This is a genomic window from Amycolatopsis vancoresmycina (genome assembly GCF_000716785.1).
Lineage (GTDB): Bacteria > Actinomycetota > Actinomycetes > Mycobacteriales > Pseudonocardiaceae > Amycolatopsis > Amycolatopsis vancoresmycina.
Genome location: NZ_JNYY01000013.1, coordinates 1 through 17,694, shown reverse-complemented (window position 1 = coordinate 17,694; position 17,694 = coordinate 1). Strand labels below are relative to the sequence as shown.

Below are 17,694 nucleotides of genomic sequence, written 5' to 3'. Positions count from 1 at the left end.
CTCAGCCCGCGGGCCGCTCACCGGGTTCTTCACCGAAGAGCGAACGCAGCGTGACCTCACGGTTCACGCGCACGTGTTCGACCGCGGACGCCTTCGCCCGCTCCGCGTCCCCCGACGCGATGGCGTCGTAGAGCCGCCGGTGCTCGTCGAGCAGCTCGGCCCAGTGCTCGTTCTGGCTCGTGAGCCAGCGGAGGCGGCCCTCCAGGGGCTGGAGCATGGTGGAGAGCAGCGCGTTGCCCGCAATGGCGACGATCTCGTCGTGGAAGCGCGAGTTGAGCACGGTGATCCGGGCGGCGTCACCCCGGGCCGTGGCCCGGGCGGCATCGGCGAGGGCGCGCTCGAGCCGCTTGAGTTCCGCCGCGCCCGCGCGAGCCGCCGCCAGCCCGGCGGCCAGCCCCTCGAGGGCCTCCCGGACGTCGAACAGCTCCTCGACGTCGACCCGCGCCAGCTGCCGGACGACGACCCGGCGCGGCGACTGGACGACGAGGAACCCCTCGGCTTCCAGGCTGCGGATGGCTTCGCGCACCGGCACCCGGGACACCCCGAGGGCTTCGGCCAGCTCGCGTTCGACCAGCCGGTCGCCCGGGCGGAGCCGGCCGGTCAGGATCCGTTCGCGCAGCTCCTCGCGGACCCGCTGCCGGGTGGCCGCGAGGGGTTGCCGCTCGTTCACCGCGCTCCCTCCCTCAACATCGCCGTAACCGGCCGTAACACGAGTTTATCGGCCGGAGGGTTGACTCGCGTGGACACCGGGGTGATATTTGGGATTCCAAAGTTTGGTATCCCAAATCGCCGTCCCTGCACGTCGACCGGAGGCCCGCATGACCGCAGCCCCGCTCACCGAACCGTCGCAAGAGACCACCACTCCCCCCGATCCCCGGCTCTGGAACAAGGACCTCGCCCCGGCGAAGGACCGCCGGTGGAAGGTCTACGACATCTTCGCGCTGTGGATGTCCGACGTGCACAACCTCGGCAACTACACCTTCGCGGCCGGGCTCTTCGTGCTCGGCCTGTCGGCCTGGCAGGTGTTCACCGCGCTGCTGTTCGGGTTCATCGTCATCTACGCCGGCATGAACCTGATGGGCCGGATCGGCCAGCGCACCGGCGTCCCGTTCCCGGTCGTGGCGCGGATCAGCTTCGGCACGTTCGGCGCCAACCTGCCCGCGCTGATCCGGGCGGTCATCGCGATCTTCTGGTACGGCATCCAGACCTACCTCGCGAGCGTGGCCATCACGCTGCTCGTGCTGGCCATCGACCCGGGCCTGAAACCGTTGACCGAACACGGTTTCCTCGGGCTGCACGCGCTCGGCTGGATCTGCTTCGTCGCGCTGTGGGCGGTCCAGGCGCTGATCCTGACCCGCGGCATGGAGTCGGTGCGCAAGTTCCAGGACTGGTGCGGCCCGGCGATCTGGGTCGTGATGATCGCCCTCGCCGTCTGGATCCTCGCCGCCGGGCACTGGAACATCTCCTTCACCAGCAGCCCGAAGCAGCTGTCCACCGGGGAGCAGATCCGGCAGTGGTTCGGCGCGGCCGGGCTGATCCTGGCCACCTACGGCACGCTCATGCTCAACTTCTGCGACTTCTCCCGGTTCGCCCCGGACCAGAAGACGGTAAAGCGCGGCAACTTCTGGGGCCTGCCGATCAACTCGACGGCGTTCGCGCTGCTGTCGGTGATCGTCACGGCGGGCAGCATGCAGGTCTTCGGCGAGGCCATCACCGACCCGGCCGAACTGCTGGCCAAGGTGCACAACACGCCGGTGCTCATCCTCGGCGCGCTGACGTTCGCCATCGCGACCATGGGCGTCAACATCGTCGCCAACTTCGTCTCCCCCGCCTACGACCTGGCCAACATCTGGCCGAAGCGGATCACCTTCACCATCGGCGGGATGATCAGCGCGGTCGCCGCGCTGTGCGTGCTGCCGTGGAAGCTGTACTCCTCGCCGGCGGTGGTCAACTACTTCCTCGGCGGGCTCGGCGCGTTCCTCGGCCCGCTGTTCGGGATCATGATCGTCGACTACTACCTGATCCGGCGCGGCAAGGTCGACGTCGCCCAGTTGTTCGTCGACGGCGGGAGCTACCCGCGCGTGAACCCGCGGGCGCTGGTGACGTTCTTCCCGACCGCCGCACTCGCCGCGGTGATCGCGTTGGTGCCGTACTTCGCGCCGGCCGCGCCGTACTCGTGGTTCATCGGCACGGCGTCGTCGGCCTTGCTGTACTACGCGGTCTCCAGGAAGCACCGATGAGGATCGTCGTCACCAACTGCAACACCACCGAGGCGATGACGAAGGAGATCGAAGCCGGGGCCCGCGCGGCCGCGAGCCCCGGCACCGTGATCCTCGCCAGGACCCCGCGCTGGGGACCGGAGTCGGCCGAGGGCTGGCTGGACAGCTTCCTGTCCGCGGCGGCCGTGCTGGACCTGCTGCGGGGTCTGGACGAACCGTTCGACGCCGTCGTGCTCGCCGGGTTCGGCGAGCACGGCCGCGAGGGCGCGCGCGAGCTGCTGGACGTCCCGGTCGTCGACATCACCGAAGCCGCCGCGCACCTGGCCTGCCTGCTCGGCCGCCGCTACGGCGTGGTGACCACTTTGGACCGGACGTGCGGGCTGATCGAGGACAGCCTGCACGCCGCCGGGGTCGCGCAGAACTGCGTCACGGTCACCGGGGCCGGGCTCGGCGTGCTGGAGCTGACCGACGAACGCCGGACGGAGTCGGCGTTGCTCACCGCGGGCCGCCGCGCCCGGGACGCCGGGGCCGAGGTGCTCGTGCTCGGCTGCGCCGGAATGACGGGCCTGGACCGGAAGATCGCGACGATGCTGGACATTCCCGTCATCGACGGCGTCGCCGCCGCGGTCCGGCTGGCGGAATCCCTGGTGGCACTGGGGTTGACGACGAGCCGTGCGGGTTCGTACGCGCGGCCGCTGGACAAGCGCCGGACCTGGCCTCATTGACACTGCCTCCCGCGGACGTCAGAATCCCTGCAGCCGTACCGCCGCCCGGTGACGACGTGGGGATTTTGCCGTCCCCGGAAGGCGGTCGACGTGCGCAGAGCTCTCGGCGCGCTGGCGGTTTCCGTCAGCATGCTCCTGGTCCCGGTGAGCGGGACGGCGGTGGCCGCGTCCCCACCGCACACCGTCGTCACCGACGGCGCCAAGCTGGCGAGCATCAAGCAGGCGATCCGCAGCGGCCACGCGACCAAGGCCCAGCGGGACGCGCTGAAAGCCGTGCTGGACAAGGCGAACACCGCACTGACGGCCGGGCCGTGGTCGGTCATGGACAAGCCGTCCGCCCCGCCGAGCGGCGACAAGCACGACTACATGAGCCAGGCGCCGTACTGGTGGGCCAGCCAGCCGAAGACGCCGGAGAACCCGCAGGGCTGCCCGTACGTCAGCAAGGACGGCCAGCGCAACCCCGAAGCCGACGCGATCACCGACCACACCTACCGCATGTGGGCGTGGGACGCGATGTACTACCTCTCGCTGGCCTGGTACTACACCGGCGACGCGAAGTACGCGAAGCGGGCGGCACTGGACATCCGGACCTGGTTCCTCGACCCGGCCACCAAGATGAACCCGAACATGACGTACTCGCAGCTCATCCCGTGCAAGACCACGATCAGCGGCACCGGGATCATCGACTCCACCCAGTCGTTCAGCCAGCTGATGGACGCGTTCGCGCTGCTCGACGGCGGCGCGCCGGGCTGGACCGGCAAGGACCGGTCCGGCATCAAGGCGTGGCTCACGCAGTACCTGACCTGGATGCAGACCAGCCCGCAGGCCAAGCTGGAACTGGCCGCCACCAACAACCACGGCACGTTCCTCGACATGCAGAACGCGACGATCTCGGCGTACCTCGGCAAGCGGGCCGAAGCCAGGCAGATCGTGCTGGACACCGAGCAGAAGCGGTTCCCGGTGCAGTTCGCCGCCGACGGCAGCCAGCCGCTCGAGCTGTCGCGCACGATGTCGTGGCACTACGTCAACTTCAACCTCACCGCGTGGGGCCGGCTCGCGGAGGTCGGCAAGAACCTCGGTGTCGACGTCTGGAAGTACCAGGCACCGAACGGCGTAACGCTGCGGAAGGTCGTCGACCAGCTGATCCCGGGCGCGCTGCAGGGCGCCGCGGGCTGGCCGCACCAGCAGATCGGCGTGTTCGACCAGTCGATCGCGGCGGACATCTTCCACGCCGCGGCCGAAGAAGCGCACGACTCCGACGCGGCGGCGGCGCTGAAGAAGATGCCGCTGCCGGCCGGCGGCGACACGTGGCCGGTGCGCGTGTCGTGCTTCCCCCTCGACCCGCCACTGAAGTAGGGAGAATCCCGACATCGGACCCCATAGCGCACGCCGTCCCAGATTGGTCTAGTCCAAAGTATTGACACCCCGTCGTCTCCGCGCGCACATTCATGACCGGGGCCGGACCCGCTTCGTGAAGAACCGTCGCGTACGCCCTCTCCCGCGCCGTCGCGGCCGGGAGAGGGCCGTCCGCCTGCGCGAGGAGACGCCATGCAGCGAAGATTGGCCCTGGTCGCCGCCGCGGCCGCCGCCGTCGTGATCGGCGCACTGACGGTCGCCGGCCCGGCGGCCCCGGGTGCGGCCGCCGCGACCTCCGGCGGGGTCCGGATCGCCTACTACGACCAGTGGAGCATCTACCAGAACGCTTACTACCTGAAGAACGTGGACGCCATCGCGGGTAACCTCGACTACCTGCTCTACGACTTCGAGAACATCGATCCCGCGAACCTCACCTGCTTCGAAGCCACGAAGGCGACGACGCCGGACCCGGGCGGGGAAAGCGATCCGAACGCCGGCGACGGCGGCGAGGACCAGTTCGCCGACTACCAGAAGACGTTCGGCTCGGACATCAGCGTGGACGGCACCGCCGACACGTGGAACCAGCCGATCGTCGGCAACTTCCACCAGCTGCAGGAACTCAAGGCCAAGCACCCGAACCTCAAGGTGCTGCTGTCGATCGGCGGCTGGACGTACTCGAAGTACTTCTCCGACGCCGCCGCGTCCGACGCCTCCCGCAAGAAGTTCGTCAGCTCCTGCATCGACATGTTCATCAAGGGCAACATCCCGGCCGCCGGCGGTTACGGCGGTCCGGGCACCGCGGCGGGCATCTTCGACGGCATCGACATCGACTGGGAGTACCCGGGTTCGCCGACCGGGCACGTCGGCAACCACTACAGCGCCGCCGACACCGCGAACTACACCGCGCTGATGGCGGAGTTCCGCAGTGAGCTGGACGCGCTGGGCGGCAAGCACTACGCGCTCTCGGCGGCGTTGCCCGGCGGGCAGGACAAGATCGCGAAGATCCAGACCGACAAGATCGGGCAGTACCTGGACTTCGGCAACGCGATGACCTACGACATGCACGGCGCGTGGGACGCCACCGGGCCGACGAACTTCCAGGACCCGCTGTACTCGTCGCCGAACGACCCGTCCGGCACGATCCCGCCGGGCACCGAGAAGTACACGACCGACTCGGTGATCAAGGACTACCTGCACGGCAACAGCGCCTACGGCATCGCGGGCGGCTTCCCGGCGAGCAAGCTGACGCTCGGCATCCCGTTCTACTACCGCGGCTGGACCGGCGTGCCGGCCGGCTCGAACCACGGCCTGTACCAGTCGGCTTCGGGTCCGTCGCCGGGCCACGCCCTGAGCGGCAACGTCCCCGGCGTCGCGATGTACAAGGAACTGTCCGGCGTCGTCGACAACCCGGCGGACACGTACTGGGACCCGGTCACGCAGTCGGCCTGGTTCTACGACGGGACGAACTTCTACGGCGGCTCGTCGAAGCAGTCCGTCAAGGCCCGCACCGACTACATCCACTGCACGGGCCTCGGCGGCGCGATGATGTTCTCGCTCTACGACCTCGACCCGGGTTCGACGTTGTTCCACGCGGTGGTCGACGGCCTGGCCGCCTCGACGCCGAACTGCTCGGCACCGCCGACCACGACACCCCCGACGACCCCGACGACCCCCACCACGCCGACCACCCCGACCACAACTCCGACGACCCCGACCACTCCGCCGACGACCACCACCACCCCGCCGTCGATCCCCGCGTGGGCACCGAACACGGCGTACGCGGTGGGGGCGAAGGTGACCTACAACGGCGTCACGTACACGTGCCGCCAGGCCCACACCTCGCTGGTGGGCTGGGAACCGCCGAACGTCCCCGCACTCTGGCTGGCCGGCTGAAAGAGGTCGTGAGTGAGAAACAGTGTTCTAACACGGTTTCTCACTCACGACGTCAGTTGCCGGTGGGGGCTCCGACACCGGGGGCGGGGGCCTGGGCGTTGCCGGCGATGCCGTAGCGCCCGGCGCCCCCGTCGAGCTGTTCCTTCAGCGCGAGGATCGCGCTCACCCGACCCGCTGACGTGTCCGCGTTGTCCACAGTGGACAGGATGGACGTCGCCGAGGTGTCCGCGCGGACCACGCCCAGCGCGCCGGTGCCGTCGGCCGAGCCGGCGTCACCGGCGAGCACCGCCCCGGCGCCGCTGCGGTCGAGCTGGGTGGCGAACCGGGCGATCGTCGCCGCGCGGTCGCCCGCGCCGTCGCCGGTCGCCTGGGCGCCGGTGAGCACGATCGCCAGCTGCGCGGGCTTGACGTCCTGGCCCGCCTTGGCGAAGCCGCCGTCGGCGAGCCCGCCGAGCGCGGCCGCCAGCTCCTCCGGCGACGACTGCGGTTTCGCCGTGGTCTTGTCCAGCAGCAGCACCGAACCGAGCAGCGCGCCGGCGAGCGTGCCGGAGTCCCCCGCCGTCGGGAACTTCGAGCCGGCCGGCTGCAGCCGCGTGACGACGTCGCGGAGCTGGTCGGCCTTCTCCGGGTCGGCGAAGGCCGCCGTCAGCTGCACCTCGCCGGTCACCGCGGCCCCGGCCTGGCCGATCAGCTGCTTGAGCACGTCCCGGTCGGCCGGGCGCGCGTCCTCGGTGGTGACCAGCACGACCGACCGCTTGTCGAGCGCGCCGGCGACGACCTTCGGGCCCATCGAGCCGGCGAAGGCGTCCGCGTCGGCCAGCCGGGCGGTGAGCCCGTTGCGCTGCGCCTCGAGGTCGGCGACCTGCGTGCCGAGGTCCTTCTTCTCCCCCGCCAGCCCGGACAGCAGCGTCCCGTTGAGCGCCGTCGAGCCGAGCACGACCCCGACGGCCAGCGCGAGGAAGCAGGCGGCGATGGAAACGACGTGGTAGCGCAGCGAAATCACGTGAACAATCCCTTGGCCCAGGCGAAGAAGGTATTCCAGGTGTGCTTGAGCCAGTCGAGGTAGACCGAGCCCACGTCGGACACCAGCAGCGCCGCGGCGACCACCACGACCGCGGCGAGGACGAGCAGGACGACCGCGGCGATCGACACCCGGTTGCGGTGCAGCGTCGCCACGGCCTTGCCGTCGACGAGTTTCGTGCCGAGCTTGAGCCGCGTCAGGAACGTCGACGGGTTCGAGCCGGACCGGCCGTGGTCGAGGAACTCGCGCAAGGTGGCCTGGAAGCCGACGGTGACGACCAGGCTCGCGCCGTGCGCGTCGGCCAGCAGCAGCGCGAGGTCTTCGGCGTTGCCCGACGCGGGGAACGTCACCGCGCCGATGCCGAGGTCCTGGATCCGCTCGACGCCGGGCGCGTGCCCGTCGGGCTGGGCGGGCACCACGACCTCGCCGCCGCCGCGCAGCGTCGCGGTGCCGATGCCGGTGGGGTCGCCGACGACGACGTCCGGCCGGTAGCCCTGCACGCGCAGGGTGTCGGCGCCCGCGTCGACCCCGATGAGCACCGGCCGGTGCTCGGCGACGTACTTCTTGAGCTTTTTGAGGTCCTCGGCGTGCCCGTTGCCGCCCGCGACGACCAGCACGTGCCGGTCGCGGATGGCGACTTTCAGCTCCGGCACGCCGACGCCGTCGAGGATCAGCGTGCGCTCGCGGCGCAGGAACTCGATGGTGTTCGCCGAGAACGCTTCCAGCTGGGTCGACATCCCGGCCTTGGCCTCGATCATCTGGTCGGCGACGCTCTCGGTGGTCTGCTCGATGCCGGAGGCGATCTGCCGCTCGCCGACGTACACGACGCCGTCGTGCAGCCGCAGCTTCGTGCCGTCCTTGATCGAGCGCAGCAGCTCGCCGCCGACCGAGTCGACGAGCGGGATGCCGGCCGCGACCAGGATCTCCGGGCCCATGTTCGGGAACCGGCCGGAGATCGACGGCGACGCGTTGACCACGCCCGCGACCTCGGCGTCGACGAGGGCGTCGGCCGTCGCGCGGTCGAGGTCCAGCTGGTCGAGCACGACGATGTCGCCGGGGCTGATCCGGCGCAGCAGCTCCCGGGTGCGGCGGTCGACCCGGGCCACCCCGGTGATCCCCGGAAGCGGTTCTTGGTTCCGCGTGAGCAACCCGGTGAGCTTCATGTGGCCGATGGTGACAAATTTGCTCGTGGGACGTTGTACGCCACGCCGTAGCCGCTGTGACTCGTTGTGGTGAGCCCGGTCGCCATCCCCCGTGCGGGTCAGGCCTCCGACTCCTCCGACAGCGAGCCGAAATCGAGGTTCAGCCAGGGGCTCGCCGGATCCTGAAGGAGCTGGTGGTGGACCCGCACGGCGGCCGGGTACCACTCGCCGAAGCCGTCCTCGCCGGCGTGCAGCACCCGGCCCATGACGTACCCCGCCGAGAGGTCGGCCCATGACTGGTGGTAGCGACGGGCGAGGGAACCGGCCTCCAGCACCATCAGCTCGGCGGTCAGCGCGTCGCAGTAGCCGGCCGCCAGCCCGCCGCGGGCGATGGTGACCGCGCGGCCGACGTCCCAGGACAACGCCGTCGTGACGCACCCGTCCGCGTCGACCAGGCCGTCGGCCCGCAGCCGGCGCTCGTACCGGGACACCCGGCGGACGGTGTCGCGCAGTTCGTCGGCCTGGTCGGCGGCGTCGTGCTCCGTGCACCACCGGTCCACCAGCTGCGCCCAGGTCAGCGGATCGAACTCGGCGCCGGGCAGCCCGTACTCGGCGGCGAACCGCAGCCGCAGCATGAGGACCAGGTTGCCGGGGGTCAGCGCGTAGCCGTCGCCGATCAGGCCGGTCATGGTGGTGCGCCAGCCCGGCGGGTCGGGCACGCCCCACCAGTCCCGCAGGCCCCGCACCTCGGCCACGTAGTCGTAGTAGCGCGCGTCGAGGACGTTCCACGGCGCCGCTTCGAGCACCGCGAGGTGCGCGCCGCAGGCGAGCGCGTGCGCGATGGGCCCTTCGAGGTGCCCGTACGGCGCGGTGATCAGCCGCTCGACCTGCTCCTCCAGCGGTGTGACGTCGTCGAGGTGCGCGTCGAGCCACGGCTGCAGGGTCGCGCCCGGCAACCGCCACTCGCCGCGCGTGCCGCGGTTGAACACGACCCGCTCGTGCCGCCCGACGCCGTCGACCGCCCAGTCGAGCGAGCCGCTCATCGCCACGACGTCCTGGCCGAGGTCGGGCAGCGCACCGCGGGTGAAGACCTGCAGGAACTCGTCGCCGCCGGTCTCGAAGTAGACGTTGGGGAAGGTCTCCGCCCGCTCGTCGAGGATGCTCCGGGCGTCCACCCGCCGGATCGGCACGAACAGCTCCTCGCCGGCGAGCAGGCCGAGGTAGCGATCGAGGTCACCGTCCCGCCGCGCGGCGGCGAGCTGGGCTTCGACGTCGGCGGGCGGCGGCAGGATCACGGGGCGGCTCCCTCCGCTCGGCCGGTCAGCACGACGAGCTTGCCCGCCGTCCGGTTGTGCTCCAGGTCGTCGTGCGCCTGCCGGATCTCGTCCATCGCGTACACCTTGGCGGGGCCGAGGCTCGCGGTGCCGTCGGCGATCCGGTCGAGGTGGCGCTGGAGGACGGAGGCGGGCAGGTCGTCCGCCTCACCACCATAAGCGGTCAACCGCACCCCGGCGGGAAGGTAGCCGATCGGATAGAAGTTCGAGATCGTCCACTGGTTGGACAACATGCCGGCGAAGCAGACGGTGCCGTGCACGCGGGTGGCGTTCAGGGTGTCCGGCAGGGTTGGCGTCCCGACGAGTTCGAGCGCGGCGTCGACGCCCTCGGGCGCGATCTTCCGGACCTGACCGGCAACATCCCCGTCGTCGAGTATCGGGTGCTCGACACCGTGTGCGCGCAGGATTTCGAGCCGCTCGGGCTGCCGCGTGGTCGCGAAGACCGTGGCGCCGAGGTCCTTCGCCAGGGTGGCGGTGGCGAACCCGAGCGCGGACGTGCCGCCGCGGATCAGCAGCGTCTGGCCCTTCCGGAGGTCGAGGCCGGTGGTGAGCGAGCCGTACGCGGTCTGCAGCGTCTCGGGGACCTGGCCGAGCACCTCCCAGGGCAGGTCGCTGCGGAACGGGATGACCTGGCGCTCCGGGACCAGCGTGTATTCGGCGTAGCCGCCGTCGAAGGTGCGGCCCATCCCGCCCATCATCGTGGCGACCTGCTGCCCGGGCTCGAAGGCACCGCCGGCGTCGACGATCCCGACGGCCTCGATCCCCGGCACCCGCGGGAAGGTGACGCCGTCGGCCAGGCCGAGCCGGGTGTGCAGCTCCGAGCGGTTGAGGCCGAACGCCTTGACGGCGATCCGGACCCAGCCGGGTTTCACCTCCGGCCGCGGGAGCTCGGTGAGCTCGAGGTTCTCGACGGGACCGGGTTCTCGGAGCACCACCGCGCGCATCGGGGTCCTTTCTTCGCCTGCCGTCGTCACGACAACTGTCCGGAGGCGGAGAGTATTTCCCCGGGCGGCTACTTCTTCTTCGCCGCGCGCTTCTTCTTCGGCTCGAACTCGAGCTTGTCCTTCTCCGCCGTCGCCAGCAGTTCCTCGGCGTGGGCGCGGCCCGTCTCGTTGTCCATGCCCGCGAGCATCCGGGCCAGCTCGCTGACGCGCTCGGTCGAGCTCAGGTTCTTCACGCCGCTGCGCGTGACGCCGCCGCTGTGCCCCTTGTCCACCACCAGGTGCTGGTCCGCGAACGCCGCGACCTGCGGCAGGTGCGTCACCACGAGGACCTGGTGGGTGCGGGCCAGCCGGGCCAGCCGGCGGCCGATCTCGACCGCCGCGCGGCCGCCGACGCCCGCGTCGACCTCGTCGAACACCAGCGTCTGGACCGTGTCCGCGTGCGCCAGGACGACCTCGATCGCCAGCATCACCCGCGACAGCTCACCGCCCGAGGCGGCCTTGTGCACCGGCAGCGGCGGCGCGCCGTCGTGCGCGCGCAGCAGCAGCTCGACGTCGTCGACGCCGTCCGCGCCCGCGTGCACCGCGCGGCCGTCGATCGTCAGCGCGTGCGTGTCACCGTGCTCGGCGGGGCGCTGTTCGACCGTCACGTCGATCGCCGCCTGGCCCATCGCCAGCCCGGACAGCTCGCGGGTGATCTCCGCGGCGAGCTCGGCCGCAGCCTTCTCGCGTGCCGCCGAAACCTCGGCCGCGTGCGCCGAGAGCTGGATCGCCAGCTGGTCGCGCCGCAGCGCGAGCTCGGCCAGCGCTTCTTCCGACGTGTCCATGGTTTCCAGCCGGCGCCGGGCGTCGTCGGCCCAGGCCAGCACGCCGTCGACGTCCGCGGCGTACTTGCGGGTCAGCCGCTTGAGGTCGGACTGGCGCGCCAGCACCTTCTCCAGCAGCGCCGGGTCCGCGTCCAGCGTCTCGACGTAGGTGCCCAGCTCGGCCCCGACGTCGGCGAGCAGCACCGACGCCTCCTCCAGCCGCGGCGCCAGCTCCCGCAGCACGTTGTCCTCGGACGTCGAAAGCCGCCGCAGCGCCTCGGACACCAGGCCCATCGCCCCCGGCGCGTCCGGGTCGCCGTCCGGCGAGCCCGACACGGCGACGTGCGCCTCCGTCGCGGCCGCACGCAGCTCGTCGACCGCCGCGAGCCGTTTGATCTGCTCGGTGAGCTCGACGTCCTCGCCCGGCTCCGGCGCGACCGCGTCGATCTCGGTCAGCCCGTGCTTGAGCAGGTCGGCCTGCTGGGCCATCTCCCGCGAGCGCGTCGACCGCTCGGTCAGCTCGGCGATCACCGCCAGCCACTCGGTCCGGACCTCCTGGTACGCCCGCAGCGGCTTCGCGACCGCGTCACCGGCGAACCGGTCGATGACCGCGCGCTGCTCGGCCGGGCGCAGCAGCCGCAGCTGGTCGTTCTGCCCGTGCACCGCGATCAGCTGCTCGGACAGCTCCGCGAGCACGCCGACCGGCACGGACCGGCCGCCGAGGTGGGCGCGGGACCGCCCGTCGACGGCGACCGCGCGCAGCGCGATCACGCTGCCGTCCTCGTCCACGTCCGCGCCCGAATCGGCGACGATCCGCTCGGCGCCTTCGACGCCCGAGTAGGTGAACCGCCCCTCGACGAACGCCTTCAGCATCCCGGTCCGGACCTTGGACACCTCGGCGCGGCCACCGGACAGCAGGTGCAGCCCGGTGACGACCATGGTCTTGCCCGCACCCGTCTCACCGGTCACGACGGTGAAGCCCGCGTGCAGTTCCAGCAGGGCGTCCTCGATGACTCCGAGGCCCTGGATGCGCATCTCGGCCAGCACGCCGCCTACGGTAGCGGCCCCCACCGACACTCTGCGCGCGCGGGCACCCGGCGCGTCGCCAATATGTTCGAATAAAGCGTTAAGCGGCGGTTACTCGCAGGGGCGCGCGTGCCGCTCCCGCCAGCTCTTCACCGGCAGCGAAAACTTCTGGACCAGGCGGTCGGTGAACGGGCCGTCCCACAAGCGCACCAGCCGCACCGGCGTCTTGCCGCAGGTCACGCGCACCCGCGCACCCGGCGGCAGGTCGATCGGGCGGGTCCCGTCGCAGGTCAGGACGGCCGACGAGCCGTCCGGGTCGATCCCGACGGTGATCACCGAGTCGCGGGAGACGACCAGGGGCCGCGCGAACATCGCGTGGGCGTTGCTCGGCACCACCAGCAGCGCCTGGACGTCCGGCCAGATGATCGGGCCGCCCGCCGAGAAGGCGTACGCGGTCGAGCCGGTCGGTGTGGCGCAGAGCACACCGTCGCAGCCGAAGGCGGACACCGGGCGGCCGTCGACCTCGATCAGCGCGTCCAGGACCCGCTCGCGGGTGCTCTTCTCCACGCTGGCCTCGTTGAGTGCCCAGGTGCGGGCGACCTCCTCGCCGTCGTGCGTGACCGTGACGTCGATGGTCATCCGCTCTTCGACCTGGTAGTCGCCGTCGACCACGCGCTGGACGGTGTCGGCCAGCGCGTCGGAATCGGCTTCGGCGAGGAAGCCGACGCGCCCGAGGTTGACGCCGAGCACCGGCACACTGGCGGGACGGGCCAGCTCGGCCGCGCGCAGCAGCGTGCCGTCGCCGCCGAGGACGAACACCAGCTCGACGCCGTCGGCGGGGTTGTCGTCCGGGTCCACGACGGTGCAGGTCGCGCCGACCCCGTGCTCTTCGGGGTTGATCAGCGCGCAGACGTCGTGGTCGGTCACCCGGATCCGGATGCCGGCCTTGGCGAAGCGCGCGGAGACCTCGCGCGCGGCTTCGCCCGTCGCTTCGCGATCGGGGTGCACCATGAGGAGCACTTCACGTTCGGTGGTCATGCGGGCCCTTCCTCGACGGCGGTCCGGACGAGCCGCTCGGCCTCAGACCTGTCTACCGCGTCCACAGTGGACTCGGCCACGTGATCTTTGGTGAGCCACACGAAGTACTCGACGTTCCCGGACGGCCCGGGCAGCGGGCTGGCGGTCACCCCGCGCAACGCCAGCCCGAGCTTCGCGGCCTCGTCGATGACGGTGAGGACGGACTCGGCACGCAGGCCCGGGTCGCGGACGACCCCGCCGCTGCCGAGGCGGTCCTTGCCCACCTCGAACTGCGGTTTCACCATCGGCACCAGATCGGCGCCTTCGCGCGCGCACGCGGCGAGCGCGGGCAGCACGAGCTTGAGCGAGATGAAGCTCAGGTCCCCGACGACCAGGTCGACCTGGCCGCCGAGGTCCTCGGGGGTGAGGGTGCGGACGTTGGTGCGATCCATGACCACCACGCGTTCGTCGGTGCGGATCCGCCAGTCGAGCAGGCCACGGCCCACGTCGGCGGCGATCACGGTCGCGGCGCCGTTGCGCAGGAGGACGTCGGTGAAGCCGCCGGTGGACGCGCCGGCGTCGAGGCAGCGTTTGCCTTCGACAGTCAGCTCCGTGAACGCTTCGAGGGCGCCGAGCAGCTTGTGCGCGCCGCGGGAGGCCCACCCGGGGTCGTCTTCGTCCTTGACGACGATGGGCGCGTCGGATTCCACGCCGGTGGCGGGCTTGGACGCGACCATGCCGCGCACGGTGACCTTGCCGCCGGTGATCAGGGCCGACGCCTGTTCACGCGACCGGGCGAGGCCGCGCCGAACCAGTTCCGCGTCGAGGCGGGCCCGCTTGGGCACGCCGATCAGACCTTGTCGATGCTGGACAGGGCGACCGTCAGCTCGGTGTGCACGGCGTCGAAGCGCTCGACGTGCTCCGCGAGCGGCAGCGCGTCCAGGTCGTCCAGCCCGGCGACGGCCTCGTCGATGCCGGCGCGCGGGTCGGTCTGCTGCGAGAACGAACCGGGCGGCGGGCCCGGGACGGGGAAGGGGTGGTCCTGCACAGTGCAAACGGTATCAGTCAGGACAGTTTCGCCTTGGCGCGCTCGCCGAGTTCGGTGACGCCGGTCTCCCAGGCCGTGTGGCAGAGCGCGCGCAGGAGGTCCAGCTCGTCGCCGTCGCCTTCCGCGGTCAGGACGCCGTTTTCCGCGGTGACGGTCCAGCCCGGCCGCGGGCCGATCTTGAGGTCTTCGGCCGCCTGGGTGAGCGCGGTCAGGTCCTCGGCGAGGTAGGTGGCGCGCTCGGCCGGGACGGCCCCGATCAGCTGTTCCGGCGTCGCGACACCGGAGAGGACGACCAGCGAGTCGAGGCCGGCGGCGACCGCGCCGGCGATGTCGGTGTCGAGCCGGTCGCCGACGACCAGCGGCCGGTCCGCGCCCGCCGAGCGAGCGGCGGTCTCGAACAGCAGCGGCTGCGGCTTCCCGGCGACCAGGGGTTCGACGTCGGTGGCGGTGCGCAGCGCGGCGACCATCGAGCCGTTGCCGGGCAGCAGGCCGCGCTCGCTCGGCAGGGTCGCGTCGACGTTGCAGGCCACCCACAGCGCGCCGGCCCGGATGGCGAGGCAGGCTTCGGCCAGCGCGGCCCAGTTGTTGTCGGGCGAGTGCCCCTGCACGACGGCCTGGACGCTCGGCGCGTTCTCCCGGACCGGATTGAGCCCGGCCTGCGTCACCTCGTCGGCGAGCGACTCGGTGCCGACGACGAGGACCTCGGCGCCGGGGTCCAGGCGTTCCTTCAGCAGTTGCACGCCGGCCTGGGCGCTGGTGTGCACCTCGCCGGCCGCGGCGGGCATGCCGAGGCCGGTGAGGTGGGCGACGACCTCGTCCGGGGCCTTGGAGGCGTTGTTGGTGACGAACCGGACGGGGGTGCCGTGCTCCCGCGCGGCCCGGACCGTCTCCGGGGCACCCGGGATGACCCGGGTGCCGTGGTAGACGGTCCCGTCGAGGTCGAAGAGGACCGCGTCGTAGGCCGCGAGGAGGGCGTCACTCATCGGTCGCTTCGGTGTCCTTGTCTTCGTTCGAGAGATCGGCGGCCCGCTCGGCGGCGTCGGTCTCGTCCTCGGCGTCGGCCTCGGCGGCGTTGAGGAACCACCGGACGGCCTCGTCCTTGCGCCCGGCGGCGGCGAGGTTGTCGGCGTAGGCGTAGAAGAGGCGAGCGCTCCACGGGTCGCGCTTCTCGGGCTTGAGGTCGTCGCCCTGCAGCGAGACGACGGCGGCGTCGAGCTGCCCGAGGTCGCGGCGCGCCCCGGCCGCGACGATGGCGAGCTCGACCTGCGTGGCCTTGTTCAGCTTCGCGGTGTCGGTCTCTTTCGCGAGGTCGAGGGCCCGCTCGGGCCGCCCGAGCGCCCGTTCGGCGTCGGCGATGATGGCGATGTGCTCGTCACTGCGCGTCATCCGCCGGACGGCCCGCAGTTCGGAGAGGGCCTCGGACCAGTTGCCGGCGTGGTAGGCGACGAGCCCGAGCGCTTCCCGCACGATGGGGACGCGCGAGGCCTTGGCCTTGGCGTACTTGGCGTGCTCGAGCGCGGCTTCGGGATCGCTGTCGATCAGGCCACCGGCGGCGACGAGGTGCTTCCCGACGGTCTCGGCCAGCCCCTTGGGCAGGGTCCGCAGCTCGCGGCGGGCGTCCTCGTCGAGGTCGGAGAACTCGATGTCTTCGGGGAGCTCGGGGGCTTCGAGGAGTTCCTTGGCGAGGGCCTCGTCGTCGAGCGGGCCGCCGACCTTGGGCCGCGGGTCACGCCGGGGGCTGCTGTCGCGGTCGTAGCGCTTGCCGGCACCGGTGCGCTCGCCGCGAGAGTCGTCGCGGCGAGCGCGGTCGTCGGGACGGGAACCGCCGGTCCGGGGACCACGGTCGTCGTCGCGCCGCTGGTAGCTGCCGCTGCGCTCGCCACGCGAGTCGTCGCGGCGGGGGCCACGGTCGTCGTCGCGGCGCTGGTAACCGCCGCGCTCGCCACGGGAGTCGTCGCGGCGGTCCCGGTCGCCGGAACGGAAACCACCCGTCCGGGTACCTCGATCGTCGTCACGCCGCTGGTAGCCGCCACGCGAGTCGTCGCGGCGGTCCCGGTCGTCCGAGCGGAAACCACCTGTCCGGGGACCGCGGTCGTCATCGCGCCGCTGGTAGCCGCCGCGGGAGTCGCTGCCGCCCCGGCTCCGGTCGTCCGAACGGAACCCGCCGGTCCGGCCACCGCGGTCATCGCGCCGCTGGTAGCCGCCGCGGGAGTCGCTGCCGCCGCGGCCACGGTCATCGGAGCGGAACCCGCCGGTGCGAGGGCCACGGTCGTCGTCGCGGCGCTGGTAGCCGCCGCTGCGCTCGCCGCGCAAGTCGTCGCGGCGACCCCGGTCGTCCGACCGGAAGCCACCGGTGCGGGAACCACGGTCGTCGCTGCCGCCGCGGCCACGGTCGTCGGACCGGAAGCCGCCCGGGCGGCTGCTGCGGTCGTCGTCGCGGCGATTGTCCCAGCGGGGCTTGCGGTCGCCGTAGGAGGACTTGCCCTGAGGACGGCCGCCCCGGTCGTCGAAGCTGCGGCCCGGCTTGTCGTCGCGCGTTCCGGCGCGGCTGTTGCCCCGGTCCTCGTAGCGGCTGCCCGAACGGCCGGCACCCCGGTCCTCGTACCGCCCACCGCCGGAGCGGCTCGGGCCGTCGGAGTAGCGGCCACCGCCCGGCCGGCCGCTCGTGTCGCGGCTGCCGTAGCCACCCCGCCGGTCGTCGCGGTCGCCGAAGTTACGACCCTGACCTGCGGATCCTCCGCGCTGGTCGCGGTCGCGAGGACCGTCGCCGCCGCGGAAGGGCTTGCCGCCGCCGCGGACGCCGCGGTCGTCACGGCGCGGGCGTCCCTGGTAACCGCCGTCGCGGTCGCCGCGGTCCTGCCGCGCGCCGCCCTGGTTCCGCCGAGGTCCGTCCGACCGGCCCCGGGAGCCTTCGTCCCGGCGTGCCGACCGGCCGGACCCATCATCCGCTGAGTCTCGTCGACCGAACTCGGACACCTGGCCTCCTGCCGTGAAAAATCTTGTCCTGGACATACGCGTACGGCCCGCTAGGGCAGCCAACTGGCTATCCTAACGGGCCGTACGGAAGGTAAGTTCGGCGGTGTCCTACTCTCCCACAACCCTTCGGTTGCAGTACCATCGGCGCTGTCAGGCTTAGCTTCCGGGTTCGGAATGGGACCGGGCGTTT

The 17,694-nt window shown here is 71.7% G+C and carries 15 protein-coding genes and 1 rRNA gene; 4 read left to right on the top strand and 12 right to left on the bottom strand.

Going from position 1 to position 17,694, the window contains the following annotated elements; all coding sequences use genetic code 11:
* Window position 1 precedes the first annotated feature (1 nt).
* Window positions 2–670: a GntR family transcriptional regulator gene (locus tag OO60_RS27905; protein ID WP_004561899.1), complete on the bottom strand. Its 669-nt coding sequence runs from the start codon at window positions 668–670 to the stop codon at window positions 2–4.
* Window positions 671–818: 148 nt separating this feature from the next.
* On the opposite strand from OO60_RS27905, the gene OO60_RS27900 reads away from it, so the two are divergent.
* From OO60_RS27900 to OO60_RS27885, 4 genes are all read left to right on the top strand, one after another.
* Complete coding sequence (locus tag OO60_RS27900) at window positions 819–2,240, top strand: NCS1 family nucleobase:cation symporter-1 (protein WP_004561898.1); 1,422 nt, start codon at window positions 819–821, stop codon at window positions 2,238–2,240.
* Window positions 2,237–2,944 (top strand): aspartate/glutamate racemase family protein, encoded by a 708-nt coding sequence (locus tag OO60_RS27895; protein ID WP_004561897.1) that lies wholly within the window; start codon window positions 2,237–2,239, stop codon window positions 2,942–2,944. Before OO60_RS27900 ends, OO60_RS27895 begins: the two co-directional genes overlap by 4 nt.
* Before the next feature lie 90 nt (window positions 2,945–3,034).
* Window positions 3,035–4,300, top strand: a complete 1,266-nt coding sequence (locus tag OO60_RS27890; RefSeq protein WP_004561896.1) for an alginate lyase family protein — start codon at window positions 3,035–3,037, stop codon at window positions 4,298–4,300.
* Between the two features lie 192 nt (window positions 4,301–4,492).
* Window positions 4,493–6,193 carry a glycosyl hydrolase family 18 protein gene (locus tag OO60_RS27885; RefSeq protein ID WP_033262440.1) on the top strand — a complete coding sequence of 567 codons (1,701 nt, stop codon included), beginning with the start codon at window positions 4,493–4,495 and terminating at the stop codon, window positions 6,191–6,193.
* Window positions 6,194–6,245: 52 nt separating this feature from the next.
* Here the strand turns inward: OO60_RS27885 and OO60_RS27880 are convergent, their stop codons facing one another.
* From OO60_RS27880 to rrf, 11 genes are all read right to left on the bottom strand, one after another.
* Complete coding sequence (locus OO60_RS27880; protein WP_033262439.1) at window positions 6,246–7,196, bottom strand: copper transporter; 951 nt, start codon at window positions 7,194–7,196, stop codon at window positions 6,246–6,248.
* A complete protein-coding gene (gene steA / locus OO60_RS27875) occupies window positions 7,193–8,377 on the bottom strand; it encodes a putative cytokinetic ring protein SteA (RefSeq protein WP_003079794.1) in 1,185 nt (394 codons plus the stop codon). Before steA ends, OO60_RS27880 begins: the two co-directional genes overlap by 4 nt.
* Before the next feature lie 98 nt (window positions 8,378–8,475).
* Window positions 8,476–9,651 (bottom strand): DUF1266 domain-containing protein, encoded by a 1,176-nt coding sequence (locus tag OO60_RS27870; RefSeq protein WP_003079792.1) that lies wholly within the window; start codon window positions 9,649–9,651, stop codon window positions 8,476–8,478.
* Window positions 9,648–10,634: a zinc-binding alcohol dehydrogenase family protein gene (locus OO60_RS27865; RefSeq protein ID WP_003079788.1), complete on the bottom strand. Its 987-nt coding sequence runs from the start codon at window positions 10,632–10,634 to the stop codon at window positions 9,648–9,650. The genes OO60_RS27870 and OO60_RS27865 overlap by 4 nt, the downstream gene beginning before the upstream one ends.
* 68 nt (window positions 10,635–10,702) lie before the next feature.
* Window positions 10,703–12,484 carry a DNA repair protein RecN gene (recN, locus tag OO60_RS27860; protein ID WP_003079787.1) on the bottom strand — a complete coding sequence of 594 codons (1,782 nt, stop codon included), beginning with the start codon at window positions 12,482–12,484 and terminating at the stop codon, window positions 10,703–10,705.
* 90 nt (window positions 12,485–12,574) lie between these two features.
* Complete coding sequence (locus tag OO60_RS27855) at window positions 12,575–13,501, bottom strand: NAD kinase (RefSeq protein WP_003079784.1); 927 nt, start codon at window positions 13,499–13,501, stop codon at window positions 12,575–12,577.
* On the bottom strand, window positions 13,498–14,325 hold the full coding sequence (locus OO60_RS27850) for a TlyA family RNA methyltransferase (RefSeq protein ID WP_003079780.1): 828 nt from the start codon (window positions 14,323–14,325) through the stop codon (window positions 13,498–13,500). Before OO60_RS27850 ends, OO60_RS27855 begins: the two co-directional genes overlap by 4 nt.
* A 5-nt stretch (window positions 14,326–14,330) precedes the next feature.
* Window positions 14,331–14,528, bottom strand: a complete 198-nt coding sequence (locus OO60_RS27845; protein WP_003079777.1) for a hypothetical protein — start codon at window positions 14,526–14,528, stop codon at window positions 14,331–14,333.
* Between the two features lie 17 nt (window positions 14,529–14,545).
* The gene (locus tag OO60_RS27840) at window positions 14,546–15,511 is read right to left on the bottom strand and encodes an HAD-IIA family hydrolase (protein WP_003079771.1); all 966 of its coding nucleotides are present in this window, start codon (window positions 15,509–15,511) and stop codon (window positions 14,546–14,548) included.
* Complete coding sequence (locus OO60_RS46955) at window positions 15,504–17,504, bottom strand: hypothetical protein (protein WP_003079768.1); 2,001 nt, start codon at window positions 17,502–17,504, stop codon at window positions 15,504–15,506. Before OO60_RS46955 ends, OO60_RS27840 begins: the two co-directional genes overlap by 8 nt.
* Window positions 17,505–17,599: 95 nt before the next feature.
* Window positions 17,600–17,694, bottom strand: a 5S ribosomal RNA gene (rrf, locus tag OO60_RS45085); the annotation flags it as partial.